Below are 23,670 nucleotides of genomic sequence, written 5' to 3'. Positions count from 1 at the left end.
TGATTTGAATCGATTTAGATGCATGTCCCGTGACGATATTATTGACTTGCATTTTCAAGGCTTAAAGAATGCGGTAACTTGTTGTAATACGGTTATGAAACGATTAAGAAGAGACGGCTATGTTGATGCTAACGTATTGCAGCACCCATACATTTATTTTCCACAACCCAGTTCTATCAGAAAAACGAGTCAAAAAATTCCTCATTTCCTTGGTATTGTGGACGTATACAAACAACTCGTTCATTATGAAAATCCTAAACTATTCGAAGTTGAACCAAAGTATAGGAAAGAATATATGGAGCCGGATGCTTTTACAATATGGCGTAGATCGCCATTCTTTATTGAAGTTCAAAAGTCAGTGTACAGTAAAAAGCTAATGCAAGATAAGATAAATAGATATGAGTTATACTTCCATAACCAAGAATGGCATAATGAATATTGGCAACCGAAAGCTTCTAAATTCTTTCCTTCAATCCTTATCATTACTGACAAACATTACGACGTTCAATCTCCTTATTTCCGTATATTCCAGGCGAATTCTATAGAAAGTTTTATGAATAATTTAACAGTGAAATCATAAAGAAAGCCTGCATAGTGCAGAGCTTTTTTCTTTTTGATAATCTATTAAGCCGTGTGTGATGCTGATTGTTAGAAGGTGGTAAATCTTCTTCTGGAATGATATCTCCATAATTGATAATTTGTACAATAACCTCTCCATTATCACTATATCCATTCATATCAACAAGTTGTCCCACATATCCGTTTGTACCAATATCTTTTTAAAGTACTCTAAAAAATGCACTTTATCTTATCTTTATCTTATCTTTACTTTATTTTTAAATTTCTATATTAAACTTTAAACCTAAAGGAAATGAATTTGAGTCTAAAAAGGGGCAGGGAAATAGATGATTATTACATCTTTTGTAAATAACCAACCACCATTGAAAAATGGAATTTCTTATACGAGGAGGAATATATGAAGAATACGAGTAAAAAACAAATTATTATATTATTCTTTATTAGTATTTTAGGTTTAGGAACAATGCTTGGAATACTATATTTTAATCATAAAACTAATATTCAACAAAATAAAGCGCTCGCTACCGAAAAACGTGTATTACAATATGAGCCTACCTTGAAAAAAGAATTAGAAAAATATAATTTAGGAGGGAAAACAGCAGTTTTATTAGGAATTATGTACCAAGAGAGTAGAGGTGAGGGAAACGACCCTATGCAGTCATCTGAATCACTTGGATTAAAGCCAAATGAAATTCAAGAGACAAGCTTGAGCATTAAACAAGGGGTAAAACACTTTGCTAAAATGTACAAATATGGAACGGAAAAAGATGTTAGCATGGATACAATTATTCAAAGCTATAATATGGGGCCAGGGTATATTGATTTTATTGCTAGTCAAGAAGTTAAACAACACTCGGAAGATTCGGCCAAAAAGTTTTCTAAGATGAAAGTTAATCAAAACCCAGCGATGTACACTTGTGGTGGAAATAAAAATAATTTTAGGTATCCATATTGTTATGGTGATTTCACATATGCCACAAAGGTGAATGAAAAAACAATACTTATTGAAGAACTTCTTCGAAATGTACATGACTCTTCTAAATAAGCTGTATAATGATACCGTCGGTTTTGGTGCAAAAATAGAATAAAAGATAATAAAGCGCATAGATTCCTAACGGAATCGTATCTTATGCCGCAAGCCCAAACAATTGATGGATGAATTCTTTTTGATTTTGGACAGACTGGTCCCGTAAATCAACCTGTTCTTTTTTAATCATATGCATGACTTCTACTCCAGAAAGAATGGATGTAGCTGTGTCAAAACATTTGAACCCTAGCATAGAACGAATTCGCTTCTTTATAAAACGATGATCTTGTTCTACTATGGTATTCAAGTACTTTTGTTGTCTAAGTCGCATACCACCAGGTATGCTTTTTTCTTTTTTCAACTGTTCAATTGCAATAGGATAAGCTGGATTTTTATCGACTGTTATAACAGGAGGTTTTGAAACATGAAAAGACTGCAAGGCCTTCTTGAAAAAGTGCTTTGCAGCCTTCTGGTCTCTTGTTTTGCTTAGGTAAAAATCGATTGTATTTCCTTTTGAATCAACAGCACGATACAGGTACATCCATTGACCTTTTACTTTGATATATGTTTCATCGACTCTCCAGGAGTCATTTGTTTGTTTAAGGTGACGTCGGATTCGTTTGTCCAATTCAGGACCGTACTGATGAACCCAACGCATAATCGTTGTATGAGAAATGGATAAGCCCCGTTCCTCCATCATTTCCACTAAATCACGAAAACTGAGGTTGTACCGTAGGTACCATCTTACCGTTAACAAAATAATATCAGGCTGATAATGTTTCCATTTGAATACATATTCCTTTTCCATACCAATCACGCACCTTCTTTAGATTAGTAGTATCAGTATGTCCAAGATTTGTAGATTTATTGCAATTGTCCTGAAGTTTTTGCACCAGAACCTCTTTTAAGGCAGCCATGTTGAATCCTCCAATTATTAATTGTTTAATATAATGAAAAAAGGACAAACCTAGTCCTGTTAGGGATATATAGGTTTGTCCTTTAGTATGTGGGGTAATGATATGTTTAATTACCATTATTATAACTGAATTTACAAATATTTTCAATTAGGTCTGACATCTTATTAACAGGCATACTAGTAATATTAAAATCTATTATAAATATATATCTTATATATTAAAAAGAAATAAAGATAAAACTTTTATAGGTTATCAAAAATAGGGAATAGACTTACTCCCACAAGGGAAAATTTGATATAAGAGCATAAAAAATCATAAATTGTAGAAAATGTTTCCGTAGATTCAAGGATTAATAGACTTTCAATTCTACAAAAAAGCATAAAGAAAATTATATGTTTCTACATGAAATCGGAAAGAAATTGATACAGATTACATTATATTTATTCAACCATGTAAACAGGGCGGATTTTCATTATTTTGGTAAATGGAGTAGTATTCATCGAAGAAATATCCACAATTTGTCCAGATAAAGCTGCTATTTGTTAACATTATTCAGTATTTACACATAATCCACACTATTATTGATGATTTTTATTAGATGGATTGAACGGCACTAGTATTTTCAAGGCTATTGGGAAAATATTATTCACATTTGATCATATTTTTCCTCATATCCACTGTTTTTTATAATTTTCCTTCCGATTTTTTGTAGGTATAGTAGGATAGGTTTTACTTCAGAAGAAGAATACTCCCTAGTGTTATGTGGAGAGTTATGTATAGATAGAAGAGAATTTGTATAGAAGTGCATAAAAAAAGACTCCATTTTACATGAAGTCCTTCTGATTTGGTATTTATAAATAGAGTATTAGAAAAGGGTTACTAATAAAACAAACACGAATAGCCCTCTACTTTCGATTTTTTCAAAAATAGAGAGCTTGTTACTATTATTTTATTTCCATTGCGCTTAGCACCTGATCTGGAGCTGTTATTGTTGCACCAGCACGTATTAAGTGTTCAAAGGTACGCATAAACTCTAGTAAATTAAATTGCTTTGGCAGCTCAATTACACGAAGTTTTTCTTGTGGTAGTTTATCAATTGCTTCGATAAACCATTCACGTACATCACTTGGAATCGTGCGTTCTTTATGGCCACGAACTTTTAATTTTTCACGCATTTCAATTTCTAAAGCGATATATGCATGGAGATTCACTCCCTGATCATATGCATATTTTCTAAATAACGTTTCTTCCTGGTATTTTAGGTAATTACGGTGATAAGATTCTTCAGTCACTGGTACTGCAAACTTCTGCTTGAGTAGTGCATGCACATTTTTAAACATCTTCTTAATGCTATGAAGAGAGTACATTGAATAATGTAGACCAAAATTAAAGACAGCTTGTTCGCGGTCACTATTTCTCTCTTTTGGTATATGCTGTGCAATAAGAGGATAGATACCTTCTTTTGCTGCTGTATCAAGAATTTGATATTGAGATGTTTGATGCAATAGTTTTTTCAATGTATATACAATTTTCGTTGGATATCCTTCTTTTCGATCAACCATGTCACGAAGTCCACGAATCACACCACGAATTTGACGATGACAAGTATGCTTTAAAACATGAATGAATTTATTCATGTCTGAAGAAAGTTCACCGATATTCATTTCTTGTAGGACTGATTCAATAAATTTCGCTTTACGAGCATAGGTAGCTTTTGGTGTAAATGGATCCCTGTGTTGCTCTTCTCCGGATTCTTTCGTACATAAGAAGTCCGAATGGATAGATAGATATAAGGTTGTATATCGCTTTGTATGCTTTACACCTTTTTGCATTTTGCAAATTTTGAATAGGGGATTCTCCGTACACGGTAATGCAGTTGTTAATTCTTCGATAACCGCACGGATCTGGTGCGGATATTTTTTATGTAAGAAACGATACATCCCACCAAAGTGAGTTTTGTTACCTCTTTCATCCTGCTTGTCCAAAGAACGCTTTAACGTTGTTTCTGTATGTTGTTGCATAGCAATGTCTAAGAATAGTTTCTTAGCTGCTACAGATAGCTTAAAGAAAGCCTTTGTAAATACAACAGGACTAATATATACGTATGGATTTGTCTTTTCTGTTTCTTCATTCATAAAATGAGTAAGTTTGATTGTATAGCGGCCATCTACGCCATTTTCGATAGCGATTATGTTATGTATGCTTAATTTCTTTAGAGCGATATAGAATTGTGAGTGCTGGATATGAGCAAATTCTTCTTTATATTGCTTGTAATCTTCCCACATCATATGTATCGTTACATTTGGAATGACACCATTTGTATAACATTTCTTATGTAGATATAAGAACACTTCAAGATCTGCATTCGTAATACCATATAATTTATGTTTTCTTCCTGTTTTCTCTGCAAGTGCAGACATTGCACGACGTGAAAAAGATGGTTTAGCTTGTTCGACAAAGCCTTCTACATCCGCAATACGTTCTTCGTATGTCATGTGCTGCAGAATATCTTCTAAATATGTATCTTTATAGCTGTAGTACTTCTTTTCAAATGCTTCTACAAACTTTTGCCAAGACTTTAGTGTTACTAAAACTGCATTTGTTGTTTCACCATTTAAGCTACGCTGATTTTGAATAATAAATGATTTCCCCATCTTTTTCACCTCCGTTCTACAAATTCAGAAATATATGCTAAAAGACTATAAAATATACCAATTATGATTATAGCAAATCGAAAAATGGTGAAAGGTGCTCCTTTAAGAAGAAAAATAGCAACTTGCAACAGCCTCTAAAGGCAAGTGTATCAAGGGATTGGAGAATTCTACTGATTTTTTTTGTGTTAAGGATACCGCAAACATGTTGCAAGTTGAATTATATGTAAATGAATAAGTAAAGAAACACCTAACCCCTTGATATATAAGGGATTTAAGTGGAAATGCCAAAAAAATAAGGGTAAGGATACAGCAAACATGTTGCAAGTTAAGAAGTACGCCTATTAACCGTAAATTATACCGATTATCGTTGATATGATAGGTTTTATTAGAGTTTTATGAATCGCGATAGGGTAAGGATACCGCAAACAGTGTTGCATCTTATGAAAAAATAAGGGTAAGGATACCGCAAACGTGTTGCAAGTTGAGTTATATGTAAATGAATAAGTAAAAAACATCTAATCCCTTGATATATAAGAGATTCGAGTGAAAATGCCAAAAAAGTTAGGGGAAGGATACCGTAAATATGTTGCGTTTTATTTGTATAACTTGTTGTAAATATAAAAAACACACTTAAAAATTTTAAACTAGAACGATTTTGTGTGTAATGTATTAGGTTGAGAAAAGATTGTACTGTTGCAAGTTGGACGAAGTAGGGTAAGGATACCGCAAACGTGTTGCAAGTTGTAGAGTTAAGGAAAGAAAAGCGCAAAAGGAATGCAAGTAAAGAGGAATAGGGAAAAGAAAGAGCAAACGTGTTGCAAGTTGTAGAGTTAAGGAAAGAAAAGCGCAAAAGGAATGCAAGTAAAGAGGAATAGGGAAAAGAAAGAGCAAACGTGTTGCAAGTTGTAGAGTTAAGGAAAGAAAAGCGCAAAAGGAATGCAAGTAAAGAGGAATAGGGAAAAGAAAGAGCAAACATGTTGCAAGTTGTAGAGTTAAGGAAAGAAAAGCGCAAAAGGAATGCAAGTAAAGAGGAATAGGGAAAAGAAAGAGCAAACATGTTGCAAGTTGTAGAGTTAAGGAAAGAAAAGCGCAAAAGGAATGCAAGTAAAGAGGAATAGGGAAAAGAAAGAGCAAACACGTTGCAGGTTGTAGAATTAAGGAGAAGAAACAGCAAAACCTTTTAATTATCTGTTACAATAAATTAAATATAATAGTAGTAAAGATTTTTATGATGAAAACTACTTTGTTGTGATCCATGGTTTAGGGAGGAATATAAAGTGGATAACTTATTACAAATGTTCCGAGATGCATTGCTAATCTCTGAGCCAATTTATAAAAAGAATGAGCCATTATGGAATAAATGGAATGCATACTTTAAAGATGTTAAAAACAATAATAATAAAGTACTAACCTCACCCTATGCTTCTCCATCATTTACTGCATTAGTATCTTGGTTAGAGAAAAAGCAAGAGTCCGGAGTTACATTAGTACAAATTTATGCAAAAATTGATTCTTATAAGGAAGAAATATATAAAGAAATTGAAGGATTTATAGAAAAAGAATTTCAAGATGTAGCACCTTCAAATTCCATAATATTAGAAAATGATCAAAATGCAGATAAGCTAAATACAGTGAACCATGAGGATTATTACGAGGTAAATAATTCTGCTGTTTACTATAAATTAAGAGATGGAATTGCAAAGAATCAATTTGAAGAAGATGAAAAAAGTAAAGTCTTACAGTATCCCATTGAAACGAAGTCTTCTAATGGTGTAGCTCAACTTTCTTCACACAAAGACGAGGATTTAAGACTTACAAACACTGAAGAATCAGCTCGATGGAATACCCTTGTTGATGATGTAATGAGTAATATGGATGATTTAACGGCAGACTGTTTAGATGCAATTACAATACAGTGGATAAATGAGGCAAAATCTCCAGATGAATTCATTGATTTTTCATATGAGCAAGTTTTAGAGATGTGCAATATTCCAAAGACAGTCGTCAAAAATAAAGAATATTATCGAGCGGAAGATAAAATTAAAATAGCAAAGAGGATTGCGGCTTTAGCAAGTATTTTTATCTATTTAAATGATGATAATGAGGTCGTAGTACTAAACGATCGTGATGACGAAGGAGAACGAGTAGAATTAAAGCGTGAGGTTATTAAAAGGTTATTTGTTTTAGATTCGGTTGTATTGTGGAGACATAGTGTTACAAACGAATATATGGGGATTGAATCTTGTCGTATTAAGCCAGGTAGTTTTTTAACGAATTATTTATACGGATCAAATAATACAACAGCATTATTGTCTAAAAAGGCCCTTGAATACAATAGTTATAGACATAAATATCATAAAAGGTTAATTCGATACTTGACATGGCAATGGAGAATTAGACAAATGTATTCATCATTGAAAAAGCCCTATTCTATAGGAGGGGACAAGGGGCTACTAGCAGTAATGGATATTCCAAAAGATTGGAAGCCGAATCGTATTAGAGAACAGCTAGAGAATGTTTTAATGGATTTAGAAAATGAAAAAGTAATCTCTCATTGGGAGTATAGTGACCCGCTTGATGAACAACAAATTGGGAAACGTAACTGGTTTAAAAATTATTACGCTAACTTAGGGATAACTATTTTACCACCTGAGGAAATGCTACAGTCAATGGATAGTGGAATAGGAAAGAAATTTATAGAGGAACCACAAGAGCAATTACCTGTAGTAACAGTTGTTGAAGAGGTTAGGGAGACTGTGGAACCAGTCGAACAAAGAGAGAAGAAAATTCGGGATCAAATACTGAAAGTGCATAATGAAAAAAATGTAAGTATTCGTGAAATAGCAGATGAAGTTAGTATTTCGCCATCTACGCTGTCTAGATTTTGTAATTATAAAACAAAACGCTTGTCTAAAAAAGCATTAGAAAAGTTAACGAAATGGTGTGAGAGACAAGAAATACTAGAAAAAATGTAATGTAGACTAAAAACTACTCTTAGAAATAGAGAAAATGAAAATACACATACATTATGTATGTGTATTTTATTTAGAATAATAGATGATAGAAACCACCTACTGCATTTTAAAATGACTGTTGATATTGTCTTGTGAGAATGAATTCATTTAATATAGTAGTTAAAAGGGGGAGTATTGAAAATGAAATTAAATAATTGGGATGAAATTAGTATTGAAAAAAGTACAAACATTGGTAAAGAAGAAATGGAGTTATTATTACTAGCTGATCCTTCACCAGAAGTAGTTAATGGATACCTTAAACAAGGGGACTGTTTTGTTTTGAAAAAGGATGCTATTACTGTAGGTATTATGATTTTAATTCCTACTCGTCCTGAAACAATTGAAATTATAAATATAGCAGTTTCTGAAAAAGAACAGGGAAAAGGGTATGGGAAATATTTGCTTGGGTTTGCTATAGACTATGCTAAAAAAGAGAAATATAAAACCATAGAAATAGGGACGGGAAATTCTAGCTTAATGCAATTAGGCCTTTATCAAAAATGTGGGTTTAGAATAACAAATGTGGATAGGGATTTTTTCTTACGCAATTATGAAGAGGAAATATATGAAAACGGTATTCAATGTATAGATATGATTAGGTTAACGCAATATTTATAAAAAAATTAAAAAGTAATCATATATCAAAAATCGTAACTCTCAGTTGATTGATGAGATGTTACGATTTTTTATTTTGAATAATGTAAACCTTAACCCTTCATTAAAAAAATGAAGTATGTGAGACGGCTGGAATCGAATTGTAAATTCTTTTAATGCAACTTTATATTTATAAAAGGTATATCTTTTATAGTTTTAATTTCAAAATGTTTTTATTATTCAGATAGATGTTTTTCTAATAATTTCAATAAAAAGTAAAAACAGTAAAAGTTATTACAGTTAATAATAAGTTAATACTCTTATTAACAAATTGATGAGTTATATTTTTCGAATTAAAAGAGAGGAAATTCTTTCTTTTTTGAGGGAGGTTCTTAATAAATGCAGCTATAACAAGTATTATGTTGTTTTAACGATATAAGAATATAGTTTTTTTAGATTAATATTTTTATAAAAATAAAATTTATTCTACATTGAGAAAGTAAAAATAAGGAAAAAATGATTGAATCCCATAAAGTAACATGTGAATATTATAGATATATAAAATACATCGAAATTCTAGATCATTTTTATAAATCTAAATGTGCAACTAATGAGGAGGAATGATCGTGTTAATAATTTAGTTTGTTTCATTATTCAATCATTTACGTACATCTATGGGCTTTCATAACGCGCAATTATCTTTTACTGGTAAGAATTTTAATATCAAATTTCTAGGGAAGTGATAAGTAATGGTCACTGTATTAAATAATGAAATTAAAAAAACATTAGTTGAAAAAATTGTAAATAAAAGTGCGTGTATTGGGTATATTGGTCTAGGATATGTTGGACTACCATCGGCTCTTAAATGTTTAGAAGTAGGTTATACGGTAAGAGGATTCGATAAAAACCTCACTAAAATAGAAAAATTAGAATGTGGAACAAGTTATATCAGTGATATTCAGGATACTGAAATTCAAGACGCTTTACATACAAATAGATTTTTTATTAGTACAGAAATGAATTATATAAATGAATGTGATGTTGTTGTTATATGTGTTCCTACTCCTTTAGAAAAAGATAGTAAACAACCAGATTTAACATATATTCATTCAGCAGTTAATGAATTAGTCAAATACATTAGAAAGGGTACATTAATTATTCTAGAAAGTACTACTTATCCAGGTACAACAAGAGAAGAGATTTTATATAAATTAGAACATGAAACTAATTTTGAAATTGGTACAGATATTTTTGTAGCATACTCCCCAGAGAGGATTGACCCTGCGAATAAGTCATTTTCAATCCAAGATATTATTAAAATTGTAGGTGGAGTTACGCCTAATTGTACAGATTGTGCTGCAGCCTTTTATAGTCACCTAATTAAGGGGATTCATAAGGTTAGTAGTCCAGAAGTGGCAGAGACAGCGAAGTTATTAGAAAACACTTACCGTTTTATAAATATTGCTTTTATTAATGAAATGACACAAATATGTAATGAATTAAACATTAATATTTGGGAAGTAATTGATGCCTCTGGGACTAAGCCGTTTGGATTTCAAAAATTCTATCCAGGTCCTGGTGTAGGAGGACATTGTATTCCAATTGATCCTATATATTTTAAATGGATTGCAAATAATAAAGATTTAGCAACAAAAATGATTGATGTAGCACAAGAAATTAATGAAAATATGCCTAAGTATATTATTAAGCGGGCATTACAGTTGCTACAGGATAAAGATGGAAAGAATGTTCTTATAATTGGCGTTGCATATAAAAAAAATGTTAACGATGCCAGAGAATCGTCAGCTTTGGATATTATGAATGGTTTAATGCTAGAAGGGTATAACGTCGATTACCATGATCCATTTATTGAGGAGCTAATTGTGGACAATCATAAAATAAAAAAATCGATAGATTTAACTACGAATGCATTAAATAAATACAATTTAATTATTGTTCATACGGATCATGATTGCATTAATTTTAATTTGCTCAATGAGGAAAATTGCTTAATTTTAGATACAAGAAACATATTTAAAGATGAGTCAATATATAAAAAAAATATTATATGTTTGTAGGTGATTATATGGTAGAATTTATTCCTTTTTATCGACCAGAAATAAATGATGAAGATGTTGAGGGAGTTATTCGTGCTCTTAAGTCTGGATGGCTTTCAAAGGGGCCAAAAGTGATAGAGTTTGAAGAGAGTTTAAAAGAATATCTAAATACTGGACATGTAGTAAGTTGCAATTCAGGGACTGCCGCATTGCATTTAGCATTATTGTCTTTGGGAATTGGAGTAGAAGATGAAGTAATAGTTCCAAGTTTTACTTTTTGTTCTAGTGTAAACGTTATCATGCATGTAGGTGCAAAACCAGTATTTGTAGACATAGATGATGAGGATTTATGTCTTGATCTCCATGATGTTAAAAGAAAAATTACTAAAAAGACTAAAGCAATTATTGCAGTTCATTTTGCTGGATACCCAGCCAAATTACAAGAACTTCAAAAGCTATGTAAAGAACACGGGTTATTTTTGATAGAGGATGCGGCTCATGCATTAGGAACTAAATATGATAATACTTTGATTGGTACACATGGAGATATTATTTGTTTTAGTTTTTATGCTACTAAAAATATAACAACAGGTGAAGGTGGAGCGTTAGTCACTAAAAATGAGGAGATTGCTGAAAAAGCTAGATTATATGGTTGGCATGGCATCACCAAGAATGCATGGAATCGTTATGGCGAAAAAGGAAGTTGGCGTTATGATGTTCTATTACCTGGATTTAAGTATAACATGATGGATCTACAAGCTAGCTTAGGTATTAGTCAGTTAAAAAGAGCTGATGAAATGATTGAAAAACGAAAGAGAATAGCGGAAATATACCAGGAAGAATTAAAAGAAATCCAAGAGTATATAACATTACCTAACTATGTAAACAATCCAAGTATAAAACATGCATGGCATTTATTTGTTATAAAGATTAATCCTAATTCTCCTATCAGTAGAGATCAGATGATTCAAGAAATGAAAAAGAGAAATATTGGGCTTAGTGTGCATTTTATTCCCGTTCATATGCATCCATATTATCAAGAGAGATTTAATGTACAATTACCCAAAACAGAAGAGGTATTTGATCAAATTATTTCATTACCATTATATAGTGCACTTACAGAAAATGAGGTTGAACATATCATTACGTCTTTAAAAAGTTTATACCAATTAAAGGTAGGGAGGTAAATATTTATGAAGATTGGAGTTATTGGTGGCGGTGGATTTATTGGTAAACATGTTACAAAGGAGTTAATAGCAAGAGGTTATGAAGTAATTATATTTGATAAATTTAAACCAAGTATGGATGTTCCATTTGAAGAAATTGATATCTTAGATATTGCTACATTAAGAGAAAAGCTTATTAATGTGGATGGGGTCATCCATTTAGCTGCATTAGTTGGTGTTGATAATTGTCGTTCAAATGAAGAAGATGTAGTAAGGGTGAATTTTGAAGGCACGAAAAATATTGTAGAAGTTTGTATAGAAAATGGAATAGATAAGTTACTATTTTCTTCTAGTTCTGAGGTGTACGGGGATGGTGTGAGTGTTCCGTTTAAAGAAAATGATGTTAAAATTCCCAAATCAGCTTATGGAAAAGCTAAATTAATGTCGGAAGATTTTTTGAAAGAATATGCTAATAATAGTTTTAAAGTCAGAGTGGTACGTTATTTTAATGTATACGGTTCACAACAAAATGATAACTTTGTGATTTCTAAGTTTTTAAAACAAGCTCATAACGGCGAAAATATGACTATTTATGGGGACGGACAGCAAATTAGATGCTTTAGTTATATTAGCGATATTGTTAATGGAACGATATTAGCATTTGAATATGAAGGAGAGAATTTTGCAGATTTTAATATAGGAAATAACAAGCCTATATCTATGGGGGAATTAGCGGTAAAAATCAATGAATTAATGGGAAACAAAAGTGAAATTGAATTTCTTAATTTAGGAGATGAGGGAGTAAGAGATTCTAATATTGAAATATTCAGAAGAATCCCTTCGGTAGAAAAAGCTCAATTATTATTAAACTATCAACCGGTTATTTCATTAAATAAAGGGTTAGAGATAATAATAGAGGAGAAATATGGAAACACAGTATCTATATCCTAAAAACCCTAAAAAAATTAAGTATCCAATATATCCTTCTTTTTGGAGTGTATTTGATCATATATATTTTTTGAAAAATATATATAGATCCAATCATTCTAATCTAAAAGAGAGTCTACAAAGCCTCTACCCTAATTCCGAAATTATATTAACTAATAGTGGTTCTTCGGCATTAGTAGCAGGGTTAAAGTATTTAAAGATAAAAAAAGAGGATGAAGTAATTTTATCAAATTTTAATTGTCCTAATGTAATAGAGGCAGTATTAACAGTAGGAGCAAAACCTGTATTAATTGATTTGACTACTGATTACTCACTTTCTCTTAATAAAATAAAAAAATATTCAAATGAAAATACAAGAGCAATTATTCTTACACATGTGTATGGATGTCATGAAGATTTAGAAGTTATTAATTGGGCCAGAGACAATGATATTTATACAATTGATGATGCAGCACAAGCAATGTTCTCTTATCAAAATGAAAAATCAATTGGTAGTTTAGGTGACATTGGAATTTTAAGTTTTGGGGGAACTAAACCCATCCCGAGTATAGGGGGAGGAGCGTTACTTCTTAATCGTACGGTAAATGACTTGTGTGACATGGATGAAGAAAAGAAGGCAGAAGTGTTTTTAGATTATAAAAACCACCTCAAAACGCAATTAGCTTTAAGAATCAAGAAGAATAGGCTATTGAATTTATTTACTGATTATTGGGAAAATTTAGGGGTTCTTCCTTCCTATAATAATAGCAAATTGGATTCTTTGCCAGAGGAAATGGAAGTTATATATCCAAAAACAATGTCCACATTACGTTCATTGCTAATTGATAAACACTTAAAGAGAATGAAAAAGATTTTAGAAATTAATATATATAATGCTAGTTTGTGTTATACGATGCTGCAATCAATTGAAGAAAAGTACGGGGTAAAGATTATATTTTCAAATCAGAATGTTTATTTGAACTATTTCACTATTATTTTCAAAGAACCATCTGATAGATATGAGTGTTCCGTATATTTGGCGGAAAAAGGAATACAAACTTGTTGGAATTATCTACCTCTAAGTGAAATTCCTATCTTTTCCAAGTACGCCACAGAGTCAAAAAATATAGAATTTTTATGGCCTAGAGTATTATCAATACCTTTTAAATATCCTTTAAGGAAAAAAGACCTTAAGTATATATGTAGTCAAATTCTAATATATTTAGAGAAAAAGAAGTAAAAGGTGATTATATGGAAATCGAAATATGTACTGACGCCCAATATTGGGATACTTGTATGGAAGAATATAATGGATCTGTATTCCATTGTTATGAATGGGGAAAATTAATGGAATTATTACCTGGTGTTCAATTTTTTCCAGTACTAATAAAAACAAGGAATACAATAGTTTTATCTCCTATATATGTACAGGATGGTAGGGTACTGGGAAGTTTAATTGGTTATGGAGGCCCTGTAATCATTGGCCAAGATAAAATAGATTTTTCATTTTATGAATCGATAATAAATAGGAAGTTTGAAAATAAAATTCAAAAACTTTTATTACCTAGAACCATAAATCCTTTTCAAAGTTATAGTGATGAAAAATGGGAGTATAAAGAAACTTATATGTTAGATCTACCAAATAATTTTGAGGATTTGTGGACATCGTGTTCAGGAAAAGCTAGGACAAGTGTTAGATATGCACGTAAACAGAATGTTGAAATTCGGCCTATAGCTTTAGAAGAATTAGATGAATTTTACAATTTATATCAGGAACATAATAACAGTATAGGGGCGAGTTATTCATTTAGTAGAGAGTTTTTTTATTGTTTATTTATTAATTTAAAAGAAAGAATCCTTTTCTTAGGAGCATTCTTAGAAGAAGAACTAATTAGTTCCAGTATATTTATAATGGATAAACAAGTTTTATATTACTGGATTAATATTAATAATATCAAAGGGAAAAATACACAATCTTCATATTTGCTACTAAATGATGCGTTTGAATTAGCAATTCATAATAAATTAAAGTATGCGGATTTAGGATATTCGCATAATAAAGGAATTGCTAGACCAAAGATATACTGGGGAGCAGTTTTGAAAAAATGTTTTTGTTTAAAAGAGAGGATTTAAACTATGATTATTAGTGGCCACCAACCAAGTTATTTACCTTGGTATGGTTTTTTTGAAAAAATTCATAAATCGGATGTGTTTGTATTTCATGATATAGCACAATTTGAAAAGAAAGGTTTTTTAAATAGAAATCGTATTAAAACTTCCCAAGGAGTATCCTGGTTAACGGTTCCGATGCAAATGAAAAATTATAAAGAAATCCCATTGAATAAGTTAAAGATAGACAATACACAAGATTGGGAGCGAAAGCATTGGAAGACAATAAGAATTAATTACTCTAATGCGCCCTATTTCAATGTATACAAGGATTATCTAGAAAATTTTTATTCAGAAAAATGGGATAATCTAAATAGTATGAATATGAACTTTATTCATTTTATTATTCAAGAATTAAATATTGATACGGAATTATATTATGCATCAGAGCTAGAGGGGATTACAGGGAAAAAAAGTGATTTTGTATTAGAGCTTTGTCAAAAGTTTAATGCCAATACTTATTATTCTGGAAGTTTAGGTCAAGATTATTTAATAGAAAGTGATTTTGAGCATGAAAATATAGAAATCATATACCAAAGGATAAGAGAGTATTCTTACCCACAGTTATTTGGAGAGTTTATACCGCATTTATCTATGCTAGATGTTTTATTAAATTGTGGTCCAGAGGAAACAGAAAAATTTATTAAAGGAGTTTAAAATCATATGAATGTACTTGTATTTGCTGCACATCCGGATGATGAAATTATTGGTGTTGGTGGAACAATAGCAAAACACGTGGAACAAGGTGATGATGTACATGTTGTAATCCTTGCAGAGGGGAAATCTTCGAGATCTAAAGAATACAGAGAACTAGATTTAGAGGTTAAGAGCCTGTCTTATAAAGAAACGGAGGGGGCATGTACTACACTTGGTGTAACAAGTTTTGTGAGGTTAGATTTTCCTGATAATCGTCTTGATACATTGCCATTACTAGATGTTGTAAAAGAAATTGAAGAGCACATTAATAAAATAAATCCTACGATTATTTATACTCAATATGGCGGAGATATAAATATTGATCATACTGTTGTTTATAGAGCAGTGATGACAGCTACACGACCTCTACCAAATAGTAATATTAAATGGGTGTTTGCATATGAAACCTTATCTTCTACTGAGTGGAATTATAATGAGAAAGATAAGTTTCTTCCTAATTATTTCGTAAATATTGAAGAACATTTGGAGACGAAATTAAATGCGATGAAACATTATGAATCGGAGTTAAGGGAATTTCCTCACCCACGTTCAATAGAAGCAATGAAGCACAATGCTTTTGTATGGGGAGCAAAGTCAGGATATAAAGCGGCTGAGGCATTTATGTTAGTAAGAGGAACATGGTAGGTGAAGAGAATATGTTAATACCGCAGGTACCATTCTTTGGATTAGATAGCAAACAAATAGATTTAAAATGGGTTGAACAAGGTTATGGATTAGAAGCAAATATTTTTGATGGAGAATCTTTACATGATAAGTCATATACAACAAAGTTTTCAGATGTACTTTCTTTTGTTCAAACACTTAATCCATCTTTATTAACCTTGCATTTTCCAACTGATAATGCAGACTATTTAAATAGTGAATTTATAAAAAAACAGTTATATGAGTTTATTAATCTTGCTATAAAATATAACGCAGCAGGTATAACAGTTCATGCTAATCAATTTATGAACATAGCAGAATTTCAAAAGTATAATCTTATTGATAATAGAAAAAGAATTATAGAGTTCTTTAAAATGATAGATGAGGAAATAAAAGGAACCAATATATGGATAGGTGTTGAAAACTTACCCATCATTGGAAACTTAGGTGATGACTTTGATCCTATATTTGTATACCCAGAAGATTTTAATGACTTGGTAAATTTAGATTTATCTAATGTTGGAATAACGTGGGATATATGCCATTGGTCTATCACTTATCTTACACGTCTAGGTATTTCTAAATTATTAAGACAAGAGGAAATTGAGTATAAAGACTTTCATAAGTATATAAATTTAATGGATCATATCAAACATTTACATTTTAGTTCTTTTAAACATTTGACGATTCCTTATAGTGAGGTACGCTGCTTTGAGGGAGAAAGTCCGACTAATGGTTCTATTAACGAAAATTTATTACATGAAACTTTATTAAAAGTAAATAATCAAGTTTCAAGTAGAAATATAGGAATTGTATTCGAAGTACAGGAGACTGATTACACAAATAGAGTGAAATCATGGGAGACTCTTAATTGGTTCCAAAAGAATATTACTGGCATACAAGCAAACTCGAATTTTTTAAAGATATAAAAAGAGTTACTGCTTTAATATCATAACAAGTAATTTGAGTTAGAGATGATTTTAATGAACCTTTTCTTCTAAATAAGTATGTTAGGAGGGAAGGTTTTACTATTAATGTTTCCTAATAAAAGGGAGGACAAATGAAAAAATTAACTATTACCCCAAAAAACATTGTAAGTTTTGGAATTCTATTTCTTTTCTTTTTTAGTAATCCATATGGAGAACCAGTAAAAGTAAATGCTATGGTTAATAATAATCTGTATTCTCCTGTGACAGAACAAGTTCGTGCTAATCGTGCCATTGAGCATATACGTTTTCTTTCTGAAAAAATTGGTCCACGGCCAAGTGGGACTATGCAAGAACATAGAGCAGCTAAATACATTGGAGATACATTGCAGAAATTAGGATATGAGGTTGAGTATCAAGCATTCCCTGTACCTAATCAATATATTGGAAGTATTTCTTTTAGTATGTATGGGGAAAAAGATTGGCAGGTTGGGGCAGCATCTAATGCATTTATATCTACAAATCCAGTGGTTGGCTCGGTAGTTTTTATAGGAAAAGAAACCAATATTAATAGTTTATCTGAGTCGATCCAGGGGAAGATAGTATTATTAGAACAAGCCGATACTATTGAAAAATATAATGAACAGGTTGAGCATGTAGCGATAAAGGGAGCAAAGGGTGTGTTGTTATATAGTACGATTGGGGATAGAGGGAACTATGGAGAAGCTTTTAATCCAGTTTTAAAAAAGAAACAATCGATACCTGTATTTGGGCTTGCCTATAATCAGGGGATTAGAATGAAAGAAAAGTTATTACATAATCACAATGTAGTCAGTTTAAAGGCAAAGCAAGAAGTAAATTTACGCTCATCAAATGTTATTGCGAAAAAAAAGCCTAAACATACGACAGGTGATGAGGAAGTAACAATAATGAGTGCTCATTATGATAGTGTTATTGGGGCACCTGGAGCAAACGATAATGCTTCTGGAGTAGGGCTTTTATTAGAGTTGGCTTACAATTTTAAGGATATAGAGACTAATAAAGAAATTCAATTTATTGCTTTTGGAGCGGAAGAAAATGAATCTTTAGGAGCTTATCATTATGTTAATCAGTTATCTGCTAAAGACAAAACACGTATTCGAGGAGTGTTTAATGCAGATATGATTGCAACAAGTTATCATCAGGCTAAGGATTTATATGCAATGACGTTAGATGGCTCTCAAAATGAAGTAACAAATACTGCTGTAGCTACTAGTAAAGAATTGAGGAAATCGGTTGTGTTAACTGGAAAGTTTGATTCTAGTGATCATGTACCATTTAATCAAGCTGGAATTCCCTCTGCTTTATTTATATGGATGGATGTAGAGAGTTGGGATCCTCTTATTTATCATGTTGAAAGGGTTTTCCATACACCTCAAGATACCGTTTTAGAGAACATCTCGGCTCAACGTATGCAAGATGCACTGGAGATTATTGGTACGAGTTTATATTATTTTATCAAAAGATAAGTATTTTTATGAATTGGTAGCTTATTTTGCTAAATTTAGATTTTGGTAAAAGTGTTATAAAGCTCTTTACGTAATAAAAAATATACAGTGAGCATAGGTGAGGTATATATGAGAAGTACATGGAAAGAGTTCAAGGGGATGGACCTTAATGTATGGATTCGCTTTATTGGAGAAGCTTTAAATGGTATTGCAATGATGATGTTAATGCCATTTTTCGCATTATATTTAAAGGATAAAGTAGATTCTTTGCTTGAGGTAGGTGTGATCATAGCTTTATCTCCAATTGCAGCAAGTATAGGCTCGTTAATTGGAGGACATATAGCAGATACTTATGGCCGGAAACCAACTATGGTACTCTCTATGGCCAGTAATGGGTTATTAATGCTGTTTTTTTGTTCATAGATGGTTTTATAGCATATGCAATCTTATCTATCGGTTTAGGGTTATGTAACTCTTTTTTTGAACCAGCCGCATCTGCAATGGTTACGGATGTAACAGAACCAGAAAAAAGAACTGAGGCATATGGATTACTTAGAATGGCTCATAATATAGGAGCAGCGATAGGTCCTATAATTGGCGCAGCAGTTGTAGTTGTATCAAAAGATGTCATCTTTTTGATTACTTCTGGAACCATGCTGTTTTATACAATATTAATGGTACTGTTTTTAAAGGAAACAAAACCTAAAAATGTCATGATACATGAAGAAACACCTGAAAATTCAATAAGATCCACATTAAGAGTTGTTATAAGGGATAGGATATTACTTTTCTATATAGTTACAGGAATCATTATATTTATGGGATTCTCGCAATCGGAAGGTATGTTACCGCTTCATTTTAGTAATGAGAAGACAATGATTTTTGGAAATAGTAATCCATTTCCATATTTAATGACGTTAAATGGCCTATTAGTTGTTTTTTTTCAATTTCCCATTTCAAAATGGTTAACTCACAAATCGATTGGGAAATCAATGCTATATGGCGCAATTCTTTTTGGTATTGGTCTTTTGGCAATAGGATGGTTACCAAAGTGGTTTCAAGTAATAAACACAAACGATTTAGTTATTTTAGTTTCATTATTAATAGCTTATACAGTTTATACTTTAGGAGAAATGATTATGTCACCTGTCCAAATGACATTCGTTGCTAATTTAGCTCCAGAACATTTGAGGGGTACTTATATGGGAGCCGCTAATCTGCAGTGGATTACAGGTAATATATTAGGGCCTCTTTTAGGCGGTTTATTACTGGAGCATCTTCTAGGGCATATATTATTTACAATCTTAGGTGTGGGATGTGTTATGTCTGGATTTGTTTACTTATTATTAGATAAACTTGTTGAGAATAGAAGCAAACAGATACCTATAAAACAAACATCTTAATTTTAAAAGTGTTATCGAGTTGAAAAAAATTTCTATTTTATGAATTAAGTAAAGCGCACGTTTATTAACAATAAACGTGCGCTTTGCTTATTATCATTTATAATGTATTGAAATTAATTCATACATAGTAATTTTGACAGGCTACGGTTTTAATATGATAAAAATTAATTTGATTCTTCTTAGTCGACTACAATCAGATTTCTTCTCTTATCGATATGGTTAAGTAACATACGATACTCTTCTTCGTATGTAGTTAACCGTTGGAGAAGGGATTTATTCTCTGCCGTTAAATATTCAATTTGCTGTTGTAAATCGTTCACTTCACTCACTGCTTTATAATTTTGTAGAAAGATAATAATGTCATCTAATGTAATAGATAAAGAGCTTGTTTCTTTTGTTTGTTGGATGGGAGACTTGTTATTTCCAGTTTTTTGATTTTGTTTAGCCTGTTGTATTTCTTCTTCGTATTGTTTTCGTACGCATGAGTTCCAACGAAATCCGCAAGCAGCAGGTGTCCTAGCTAATTGCTTAGCTACCTCTTTAAATGCAGCTAATTGTGTTCCACCGTCACGAATATTCTGAAGTACTATTGTTGCGAGAAGTAAATCGTTATCGTTAGTCCAGGAATCTTGTCTTGTAATTACCATACTTCAATCTCCCTTATATGTTTTTTATTATATATATGCAATTAATTAAAGAGATAGAAGACTAACCCTTCTTAAAGTGTAAAGGTTTATACGTGAACTACTCACTATTTAGCTGACACCTGAAGTGGGAGCTTCTTGGGAAGTATTTTACTAGCCATTTATGTTTACCATGCTAACAGGGTAGCCCCTACCCTAAAAATAGTATTTGTACATTGGACTTGAATACGACTACTTACTTCGCTTGGTTTTCACATATTTCAGTAGCTTAGGGTGATTGAACGTTGAAGATTTTACGTTGTAGACGAATTTCCTACAACAAACTCATATCTTCAGTTTTCATAGGGCGATCTGTATAAGTTTATTTTTACATTTTAGATGGTTATTTCACAGACACTTTGGTGTAAGTCAACCGAAATTCATCTCCCACTTATCGTTGGGCTACGCCCTTCACACGATTGAAGTGAGAGAATTCTTTTTGGAAACCAATTTAAGATGCAAATTTGCATGAAAAATAAGGTTGACTATCCATTAGTGCTGTAACTATAATCGTTACAGGAATATAACTAGGGTAATAGATTTGTTTACATGAATTATTTGTATTAATGATGTATAACCAAATATATAAAAATGAATGGAGTTGAAAATATAACCCTATATATCTGTTAGTAAAAAAAGAAGTTAGGTAACAAATAATTCGTTATAACTAAATATAATAATGTTAATTAAAAGAGGTGCACGTTTTGAAAATAATTAAGGGAATTCTAGTATCTTCAATTGCGTTAACAGCATTTAATGGAGTAGGCGGTATACTACCTAGTGAGAAATCAAAAGTTGCCTACGCAGCTAGTTACAATTATTCAAATAAGCAATTGAATTCTAATGCACATAAGCAAGTTACTAAACAATTAATTTTAAAATTTAAAAATGAAACGAATTTACCATATCAGGATGGGATTGAAAAATTTATTAAAGAAGAAAAGCATGACCCTCAATTAATCGGAATTTTAGCCGAATACCCAAATGTAACTATAAATCGACTTTTTAGTTCTTTAAACCCTACAGAAATTAAAAATCTAGGTAAAGAAATAAAAGACTCCGATCATATTTCTTCTAATTTGCTAAATTATTATATTGTAGAAGCCCAAGGTGATGTTGATGTGCAAACATTACTTACAAAATTCGAGAAATCCTCTCTTATTGAAACTGCATACCTACAGGAAGAAGAAGCGCCACCAGAAGGGCAGTTACCAAATTTATCTGTTAATCCATATGATGAGCCTAGACTTACAAGACAAGGTTACCTCGAACCAGCACCATTAGGAATTAATGCACCTTATGCGTGGAGTATTAAAGGTGGAGATGGAAAAGGAACGACTTTTGTAGATATGGAGTATGGCTGGTTATTCAATCATGAGGATTTAGTGAACCAGAATATCGAATTGATATCCGGACAGAATAAGAGTGAACACCATGATCATGGTACCTCTGTCTTAGGGATTGTTTCTGCAGAAGATAATAACATAGGTGGAATAGGGATTGCACCAAAAGCTAAGGTAAAGGTTGTGTCTCAGATTAGAGATAACGGTAGGTATAATACAGCTGATGCTATATTAAGTGCGGTTAACAATATGCAAGCCGGAGATATACTTTTATTAGAAGCACAAGCAACCTACGATGGATATGGAGATAAGAATTATCTTCCTGTAGAAGTAAAACCGGATATCTTTGATGCAATTCGTATGGGAACAAATAAGGGGATTATTATCATCGAAGCAGGTGCAAACGGCGGAAATGACTTGGATCAATTTAGAGACCGTAATGGTAAACAAGTTTTAAATCGTAATAGTCCTGATTTTAAAGATTCAGGGGCAATTATGGTTGGGGCAGCTTCTGCAAGGGTCCCTCATAAACGTTCATATTTCTCTAATTACGGTAGTAGAGTAGATGTTTATGGATGGGGAAATGCAGTAGACACAACAGATGCAAAACCAAGTGAATTTATGACAAATCTATATACATCTAGCTTTAGCGGAACGTCTAGTGCATCACCTATTATTGCGGGTGCTGCTGCATCAATTCAAGGAATTGCGAAAAATAATCAGGGAAAAGTATATACACCAAGCCAGCTTAGGGATATTTTAAGTGATTCTAGCACCGGAACGAAATCTAATGATCCAACTTCTGATAAAATTGGTGTTTTACCTGACTTAAAAGCCATTTTATCTAAACTTGGTTTTTCACCAAACTTAAGTAATGATTCTTCCATTGTATTTCCTGAGGAACAAGAAATAAATAATGGAAATAAGGGAAATGAAGGATCTACTATTACATTCCCAAAAGAGGATTCAGCTAATAGTGAAGGGAACTCTAGCTTCATTTTCCCAGAATAATTGTAAAGATACCTTTTATTTAGTATGAAAGAATCTTATATAACTAGTTGTTTATAATACTAGTCAGATAGGCTCTTATGTGTAATAGCATAAGAGCCTATCTGTTGTACTTTATAACCATATGAGGAGGAAAGTACTTCTGGATATTTTTAGTGTAGTGAAGTGTCTTATATCTACATTTATATAATATTCAGTGTAGACTCATTATAAATTTAGAAATGAACTATTTTTTCAATTATATGCATAACGGCAATTGGTGGTAATAGTGCAGTCCAACCAACTGCATAAACGTTTAATTTTTCAACTAATTTGTAGTTTTCACTATTTGAAATAGGTAATCCATTGTTATAGAAA

Annotated in this window: 18 protein-coding genes and 2 pseudogenes; 15 read left to right on the top strand and 5 right to left on the bottom strand. The window is 31.8% G+C overall.

The window, feature by feature from the left end:
* Positions 1-4: 4 nt before the first annotated feature.
* Entirely contained in the window at positions 5-580 is a 576-nt protein-coding gene (locus MKY70_RS28990; RefSeq protein ID WP_040963222.1) for a replication-relaxation family protein, read from the top strand.
* A gap of 396 nt (positions 581-976) precedes the next feature.
* Complete coding sequence (locus MKY70_RS28985) at positions 977-1,624, top strand: lysozyme family protein (protein ID WP_002144315.1); 648 nt, start codon at positions 977-979, stop codon at positions 1,622-1,624.
* An 82-nt stretch (positions 1,625-1,706) separates the two neighbouring features.
* Here MKY70_RS28985 and MKY70_RS28980 read toward each other — a convergent pair whose 3' ends face one another.
* The 3 genes from MKY70_RS28980 to MKY70_RS28970 all read right to left on the bottom strand — a co-directional run bounded on the left by MKY70_RS28980 (position 1,707) and on the right by MKY70_RS28970 (position 5,177).
* Positions 1,707-2,414: an IS6 family transposase gene (locus MKY70_RS28980; protein ID WP_341026610.1), complete on the bottom strand. Its 708-nt coding sequence runs from the start codon at positions 2,412-2,414 to the stop codon at positions 1,707-1,709.
* The gene (locus tag MKY70_RS28975) at positions 2,371-2,640 is read right to left on the bottom strand and encodes a hypothetical protein (RefSeq protein WP_341074713.1); all 270 of its coding nucleotides are present in this window, start codon (positions 2,638-2,640) and stop codon (positions 2,371-2,373) included. Before MKY70_RS28975 ends, MKY70_RS28980 begins: the two co-directional genes overlap by 44 nt.
* 827 nt (positions 2,641-3,467) lie before the next feature.
* Positions 3,468-5,177 carry a hypothetical protein gene (locus MKY70_RS28970; protein ID WP_012259903.1) on the bottom strand — a complete coding sequence of 570 codons (1,710 nt, stop codon included), beginning with the start codon at positions 5,175-5,177 and terminating at the stop codon, positions 3,468-3,470.
* 1,277 nt (positions 5,178-6,454) lie between these two features.
* Between MKY70_RS28970 and MKY70_RS28965 the strand changes: the two genes are divergently transcribed.
* The 12 genes and pseudogenes from MKY70_RS28965 (at position 6,455) to MKY70_RS28910 (ending at position 20,279) form a co-directional block, all read left to right on the top strand.
* The gene (locus MKY70_RS28965) at positions 6,455-8,152 is read left to right on the top strand and encodes a helix-turn-helix domain-containing protein (protein ID WP_215601351.1); all 1,698 of its coding nucleotides are present in this window, start codon (positions 6,455-6,457) and stop codon (positions 8,150-8,152) included.
* Positions 8,153-8,332: 180 nt separating this feature from the next.
* Entirely contained in the window at positions 8,333-8,809 is a 477-nt protein-coding gene (locus MKY70_RS28960; protein ID WP_012259905.1) for a GNAT family N-acetyltransferase, read from the top strand.
* 725 nt (positions 8,810-9,534) lie between these two features.
* A complete protein-coding gene (locus tag MKY70_RS28955) occupies positions 9,535-10,863 on the top strand; it encodes a nucleotide sugar dehydrogenase (RefSeq protein ID WP_215589363.1) in 1,329 nt (442 codons plus the stop codon).
* 8 nt (positions 10,864-10,871) lie between these two features.
* Positions 10,872-12,029 (top strand): DegT/DnrJ/EryC1/StrS family aminotransferase, encoded by a 1,158-nt coding sequence (locus tag MKY70_RS28950; protein WP_215601356.1) that lies wholly within the window; start codon positions 10,872-10,874, stop codon positions 12,027-12,029.
* A gap of 6 nt (positions 12,030-12,035) precedes the next feature.
* Positions 12,036-12,959, top strand: coding sequence for an NAD-dependent epimerase/dehydratase family protein (locus tag MKY70_RS28945; RefSeq protein WP_341026605.1), 924 nt, complete (start codon positions 12,036-12,038; stop codon positions 12,957-12,959).
* Positions 12,934-14,175: an aminotransferase class V-fold PLP-dependent enzyme gene (locus tag MKY70_RS28940; RefSeq protein ID WP_215601349.1), complete on the top strand. Its 1,242-nt coding sequence runs from the start codon at positions 12,934-12,936 to the stop codon at positions 14,173-14,175. The genes MKY70_RS28945 and MKY70_RS28940 overlap by 26 nt, the downstream gene beginning before the upstream one ends.
* Before the next feature lie 11 nt (positions 14,176-14,186).
* Positions 14,187-15,068, top strand: a complete 882-nt coding sequence (locus tag MKY70_RS28935) for a peptidoglycan bridge formation glycyltransferase FemA/FemB family protein (protein ID WP_215601348.1) — start codon at positions 14,187-14,189, stop codon at positions 15,066-15,068.
* Positions 15,069-15,071: 3 nt separating this feature from the next.
* Positions 15,072-15,761: a WbqC family protein gene (locus MKY70_RS28930; RefSeq protein WP_002204149.1), complete on the top strand. Its 690-nt coding sequence runs from the start codon at positions 15,072-15,074 to the stop codon at positions 15,759-15,761.
* A 6-nt stretch (positions 15,762-15,767) separates the two neighbouring features.
* Positions 15,768-16,445, top strand: coding sequence for a PIG-L deacetylase family protein (locus tag MKY70_RS28925; RefSeq protein ID WP_016102741.1), 678 nt, complete (start codon positions 15,768-15,770; stop codon positions 16,443-16,445).
* A gap of 11 nt (positions 16,446-16,456) precedes the next feature.
* Complete coding sequence (locus MKY70_RS28920) at positions 16,457-17,392, top strand: endonuclease (RefSeq protein ID WP_201055276.1); 936 nt, start codon at positions 16,457-16,459, stop codon at positions 17,390-17,392.
* A 131-nt stretch (positions 17,393-17,523) separates the two neighbouring features.
* On the top strand, positions 17,524-18,897 hold the full coding sequence (locus tag MKY70_RS28915; RefSeq protein WP_341026599.1) for a M28 family peptidase: 1,374 nt from the start codon (positions 17,524-17,526) through the stop codon (positions 18,895-18,897).
* Positions 18,898-19,005: 108 nt separating this feature from the next.
* Positions 19,006-20,279: pseudogene (locus tag MKY70_RS28910) on the top strand (MDR family MFS transporter).
* A gap of 179 nt (positions 20,280-20,458) precedes the next feature.
* Here the strand turns inward: MKY70_RS28910 and MKY70_RS28905 are convergent.
* Positions 20,459-20,926: an RsfA family transcriptional regulator gene (locus MKY70_RS28905; RefSeq protein ID WP_341026597.1), complete on the bottom strand. Its 468-nt coding sequence runs from the start codon at positions 20,924-20,926 to the stop codon at positions 20,459-20,461.
* 740 nt (positions 20,927-21,666) lie between these two features.
* Here MKY70_RS28905 and MKY70_RS28900 point away from each other — a divergent pair.
* Positions 21,667-23,316 carry a S8 family peptidase gene (locus tag MKY70_RS28900; RefSeq protein WP_341026594.1) on the top strand — a complete coding sequence of 550 codons (1,650 nt, stop codon included), beginning with the start codon at positions 21,667-21,669 and terminating at the stop codon, positions 23,314-23,316.
* A 212-nt stretch (positions 23,317-23,528) separates the two neighbouring features.
* On the opposite strand, the pseudogene MKY70_RS28895 reads toward MKY70_RS28900, so the two are convergent.
* Positions 23,529-23,654 (bottom strand): annotated as a pseudogene (locus MKY70_RS28895) (DUF3221 domain-containing protein); the annotation flags it as partial.
* Positions 23,655-23,670: the final 16 nt, after the last annotated feature.

The sequence above is a fragment of the Bacillus sp. FSL R9-9492 genome, from assembly GCF_038007365.1.
Classification (GTDB): domain Bacteria; phylum Bacillota; class Bacilli; order Bacillales; family Bacillaceae_G; genus Bacillus_A; species Bacillus_A mycoides.
Note: the sequence above shows the minus strand (reverse complement) of the source record. Positions and strands in the feature narration are given on the sequence as shown.

Coding starts and splice junctions, on each gene's coding strand:
- MKY70_RS28985 (WP_002144315.1), top strand. CDS start 977: ATGAAGAATACGAGTAAAAAACAAATTATTATATTATTCTTTATTAGT.
- MKY70_RS28980 (WP_341026610.1), bottom strand. CDS start 2,414: ATGGAAAAGGAATATGTATTCAAATGGAAACATTATCAGCCTGATATT.
- MKY70_RS28975 (WP_341074713.1), bottom strand. CDS start 2,640: ATGGTAATTAAACATATCATTACCCCACATACTAAAGGACAAACCTAT.
- MKY70_RS28970 (WP_012259903.1), bottom strand. CDS start 5,177: ATGGGGAAATCATTTATTATTCAAAATCAGCGTAGCTTAAATGGTGAA.
- MKY70_RS28960 (WP_012259905.1), top strand. CDS start 8,333: ATGAAATTAAATAATTGGGATGAAATTAGTATTGAAAAAAGTACAAAC.
- MKY70_RS28955 (WP_215589363.1), top strand. CDS start 9,535: ATGGTCACTGTATTAAATAATGAAATTAAAAAAACATTAGTTGAAAAA.
- MKY70_RS28950 (WP_215601356.1), top strand. CDS start 10,872: ATGGTAGAATTTATTCCTTTTTATCGACCAGAAATAAATGATGAAGAT.
- MKY70_RS28945 (WP_341026605.1), top strand. CDS start 12,036: ATGAAGATTGGAGTTATTGGTGGCGGTGGATTTATTGGTAAACATGTT.
- MKY70_RS28940 (WP_215601349.1), top strand. CDS start 12,934: ATGGAAACACAGTATCTATATCCTAAAAACCCTAAAAAAATTAAGTAT.
- MKY70_RS28935 (WP_215601348.1), top strand. CDS start 14,187: ATGGAAATCGAAATATGTACTGACGCCCAATATTGGGATACTTGTATG.
- MKY70_RS28930 (WP_002204149.1), top strand. CDS start 15,072: ATGATTATTAGTGGCCACCAACCAAGTTATTTACCTTGGTATGGTTTT.
- MKY70_RS28925 (WP_016102741.1), top strand. CDS start 15,768: ATGAATGTACTTGTATTTGCTGCACATCCGGATGATGAAATTATTGGT.
- MKY70_RS28920 (WP_201055276.1), top strand. CDS start 16,457: ATGTTAATACCGCAGGTACCATTCTTTGGATTAGATAGCAAACAAATA.
- MKY70_RS28915 (WP_341026599.1), top strand. CDS start 17,524: ATGAAAAAATTAACTATTACCCCAAAAAACATTGTAAGTTTTGGAATT.
- MKY70_RS28905 (WP_341026597.1), bottom strand. CDS start 20,926: ATGGTAATTACAAGACAAGATTCCTGGACTAACGATAACGATTTACTT.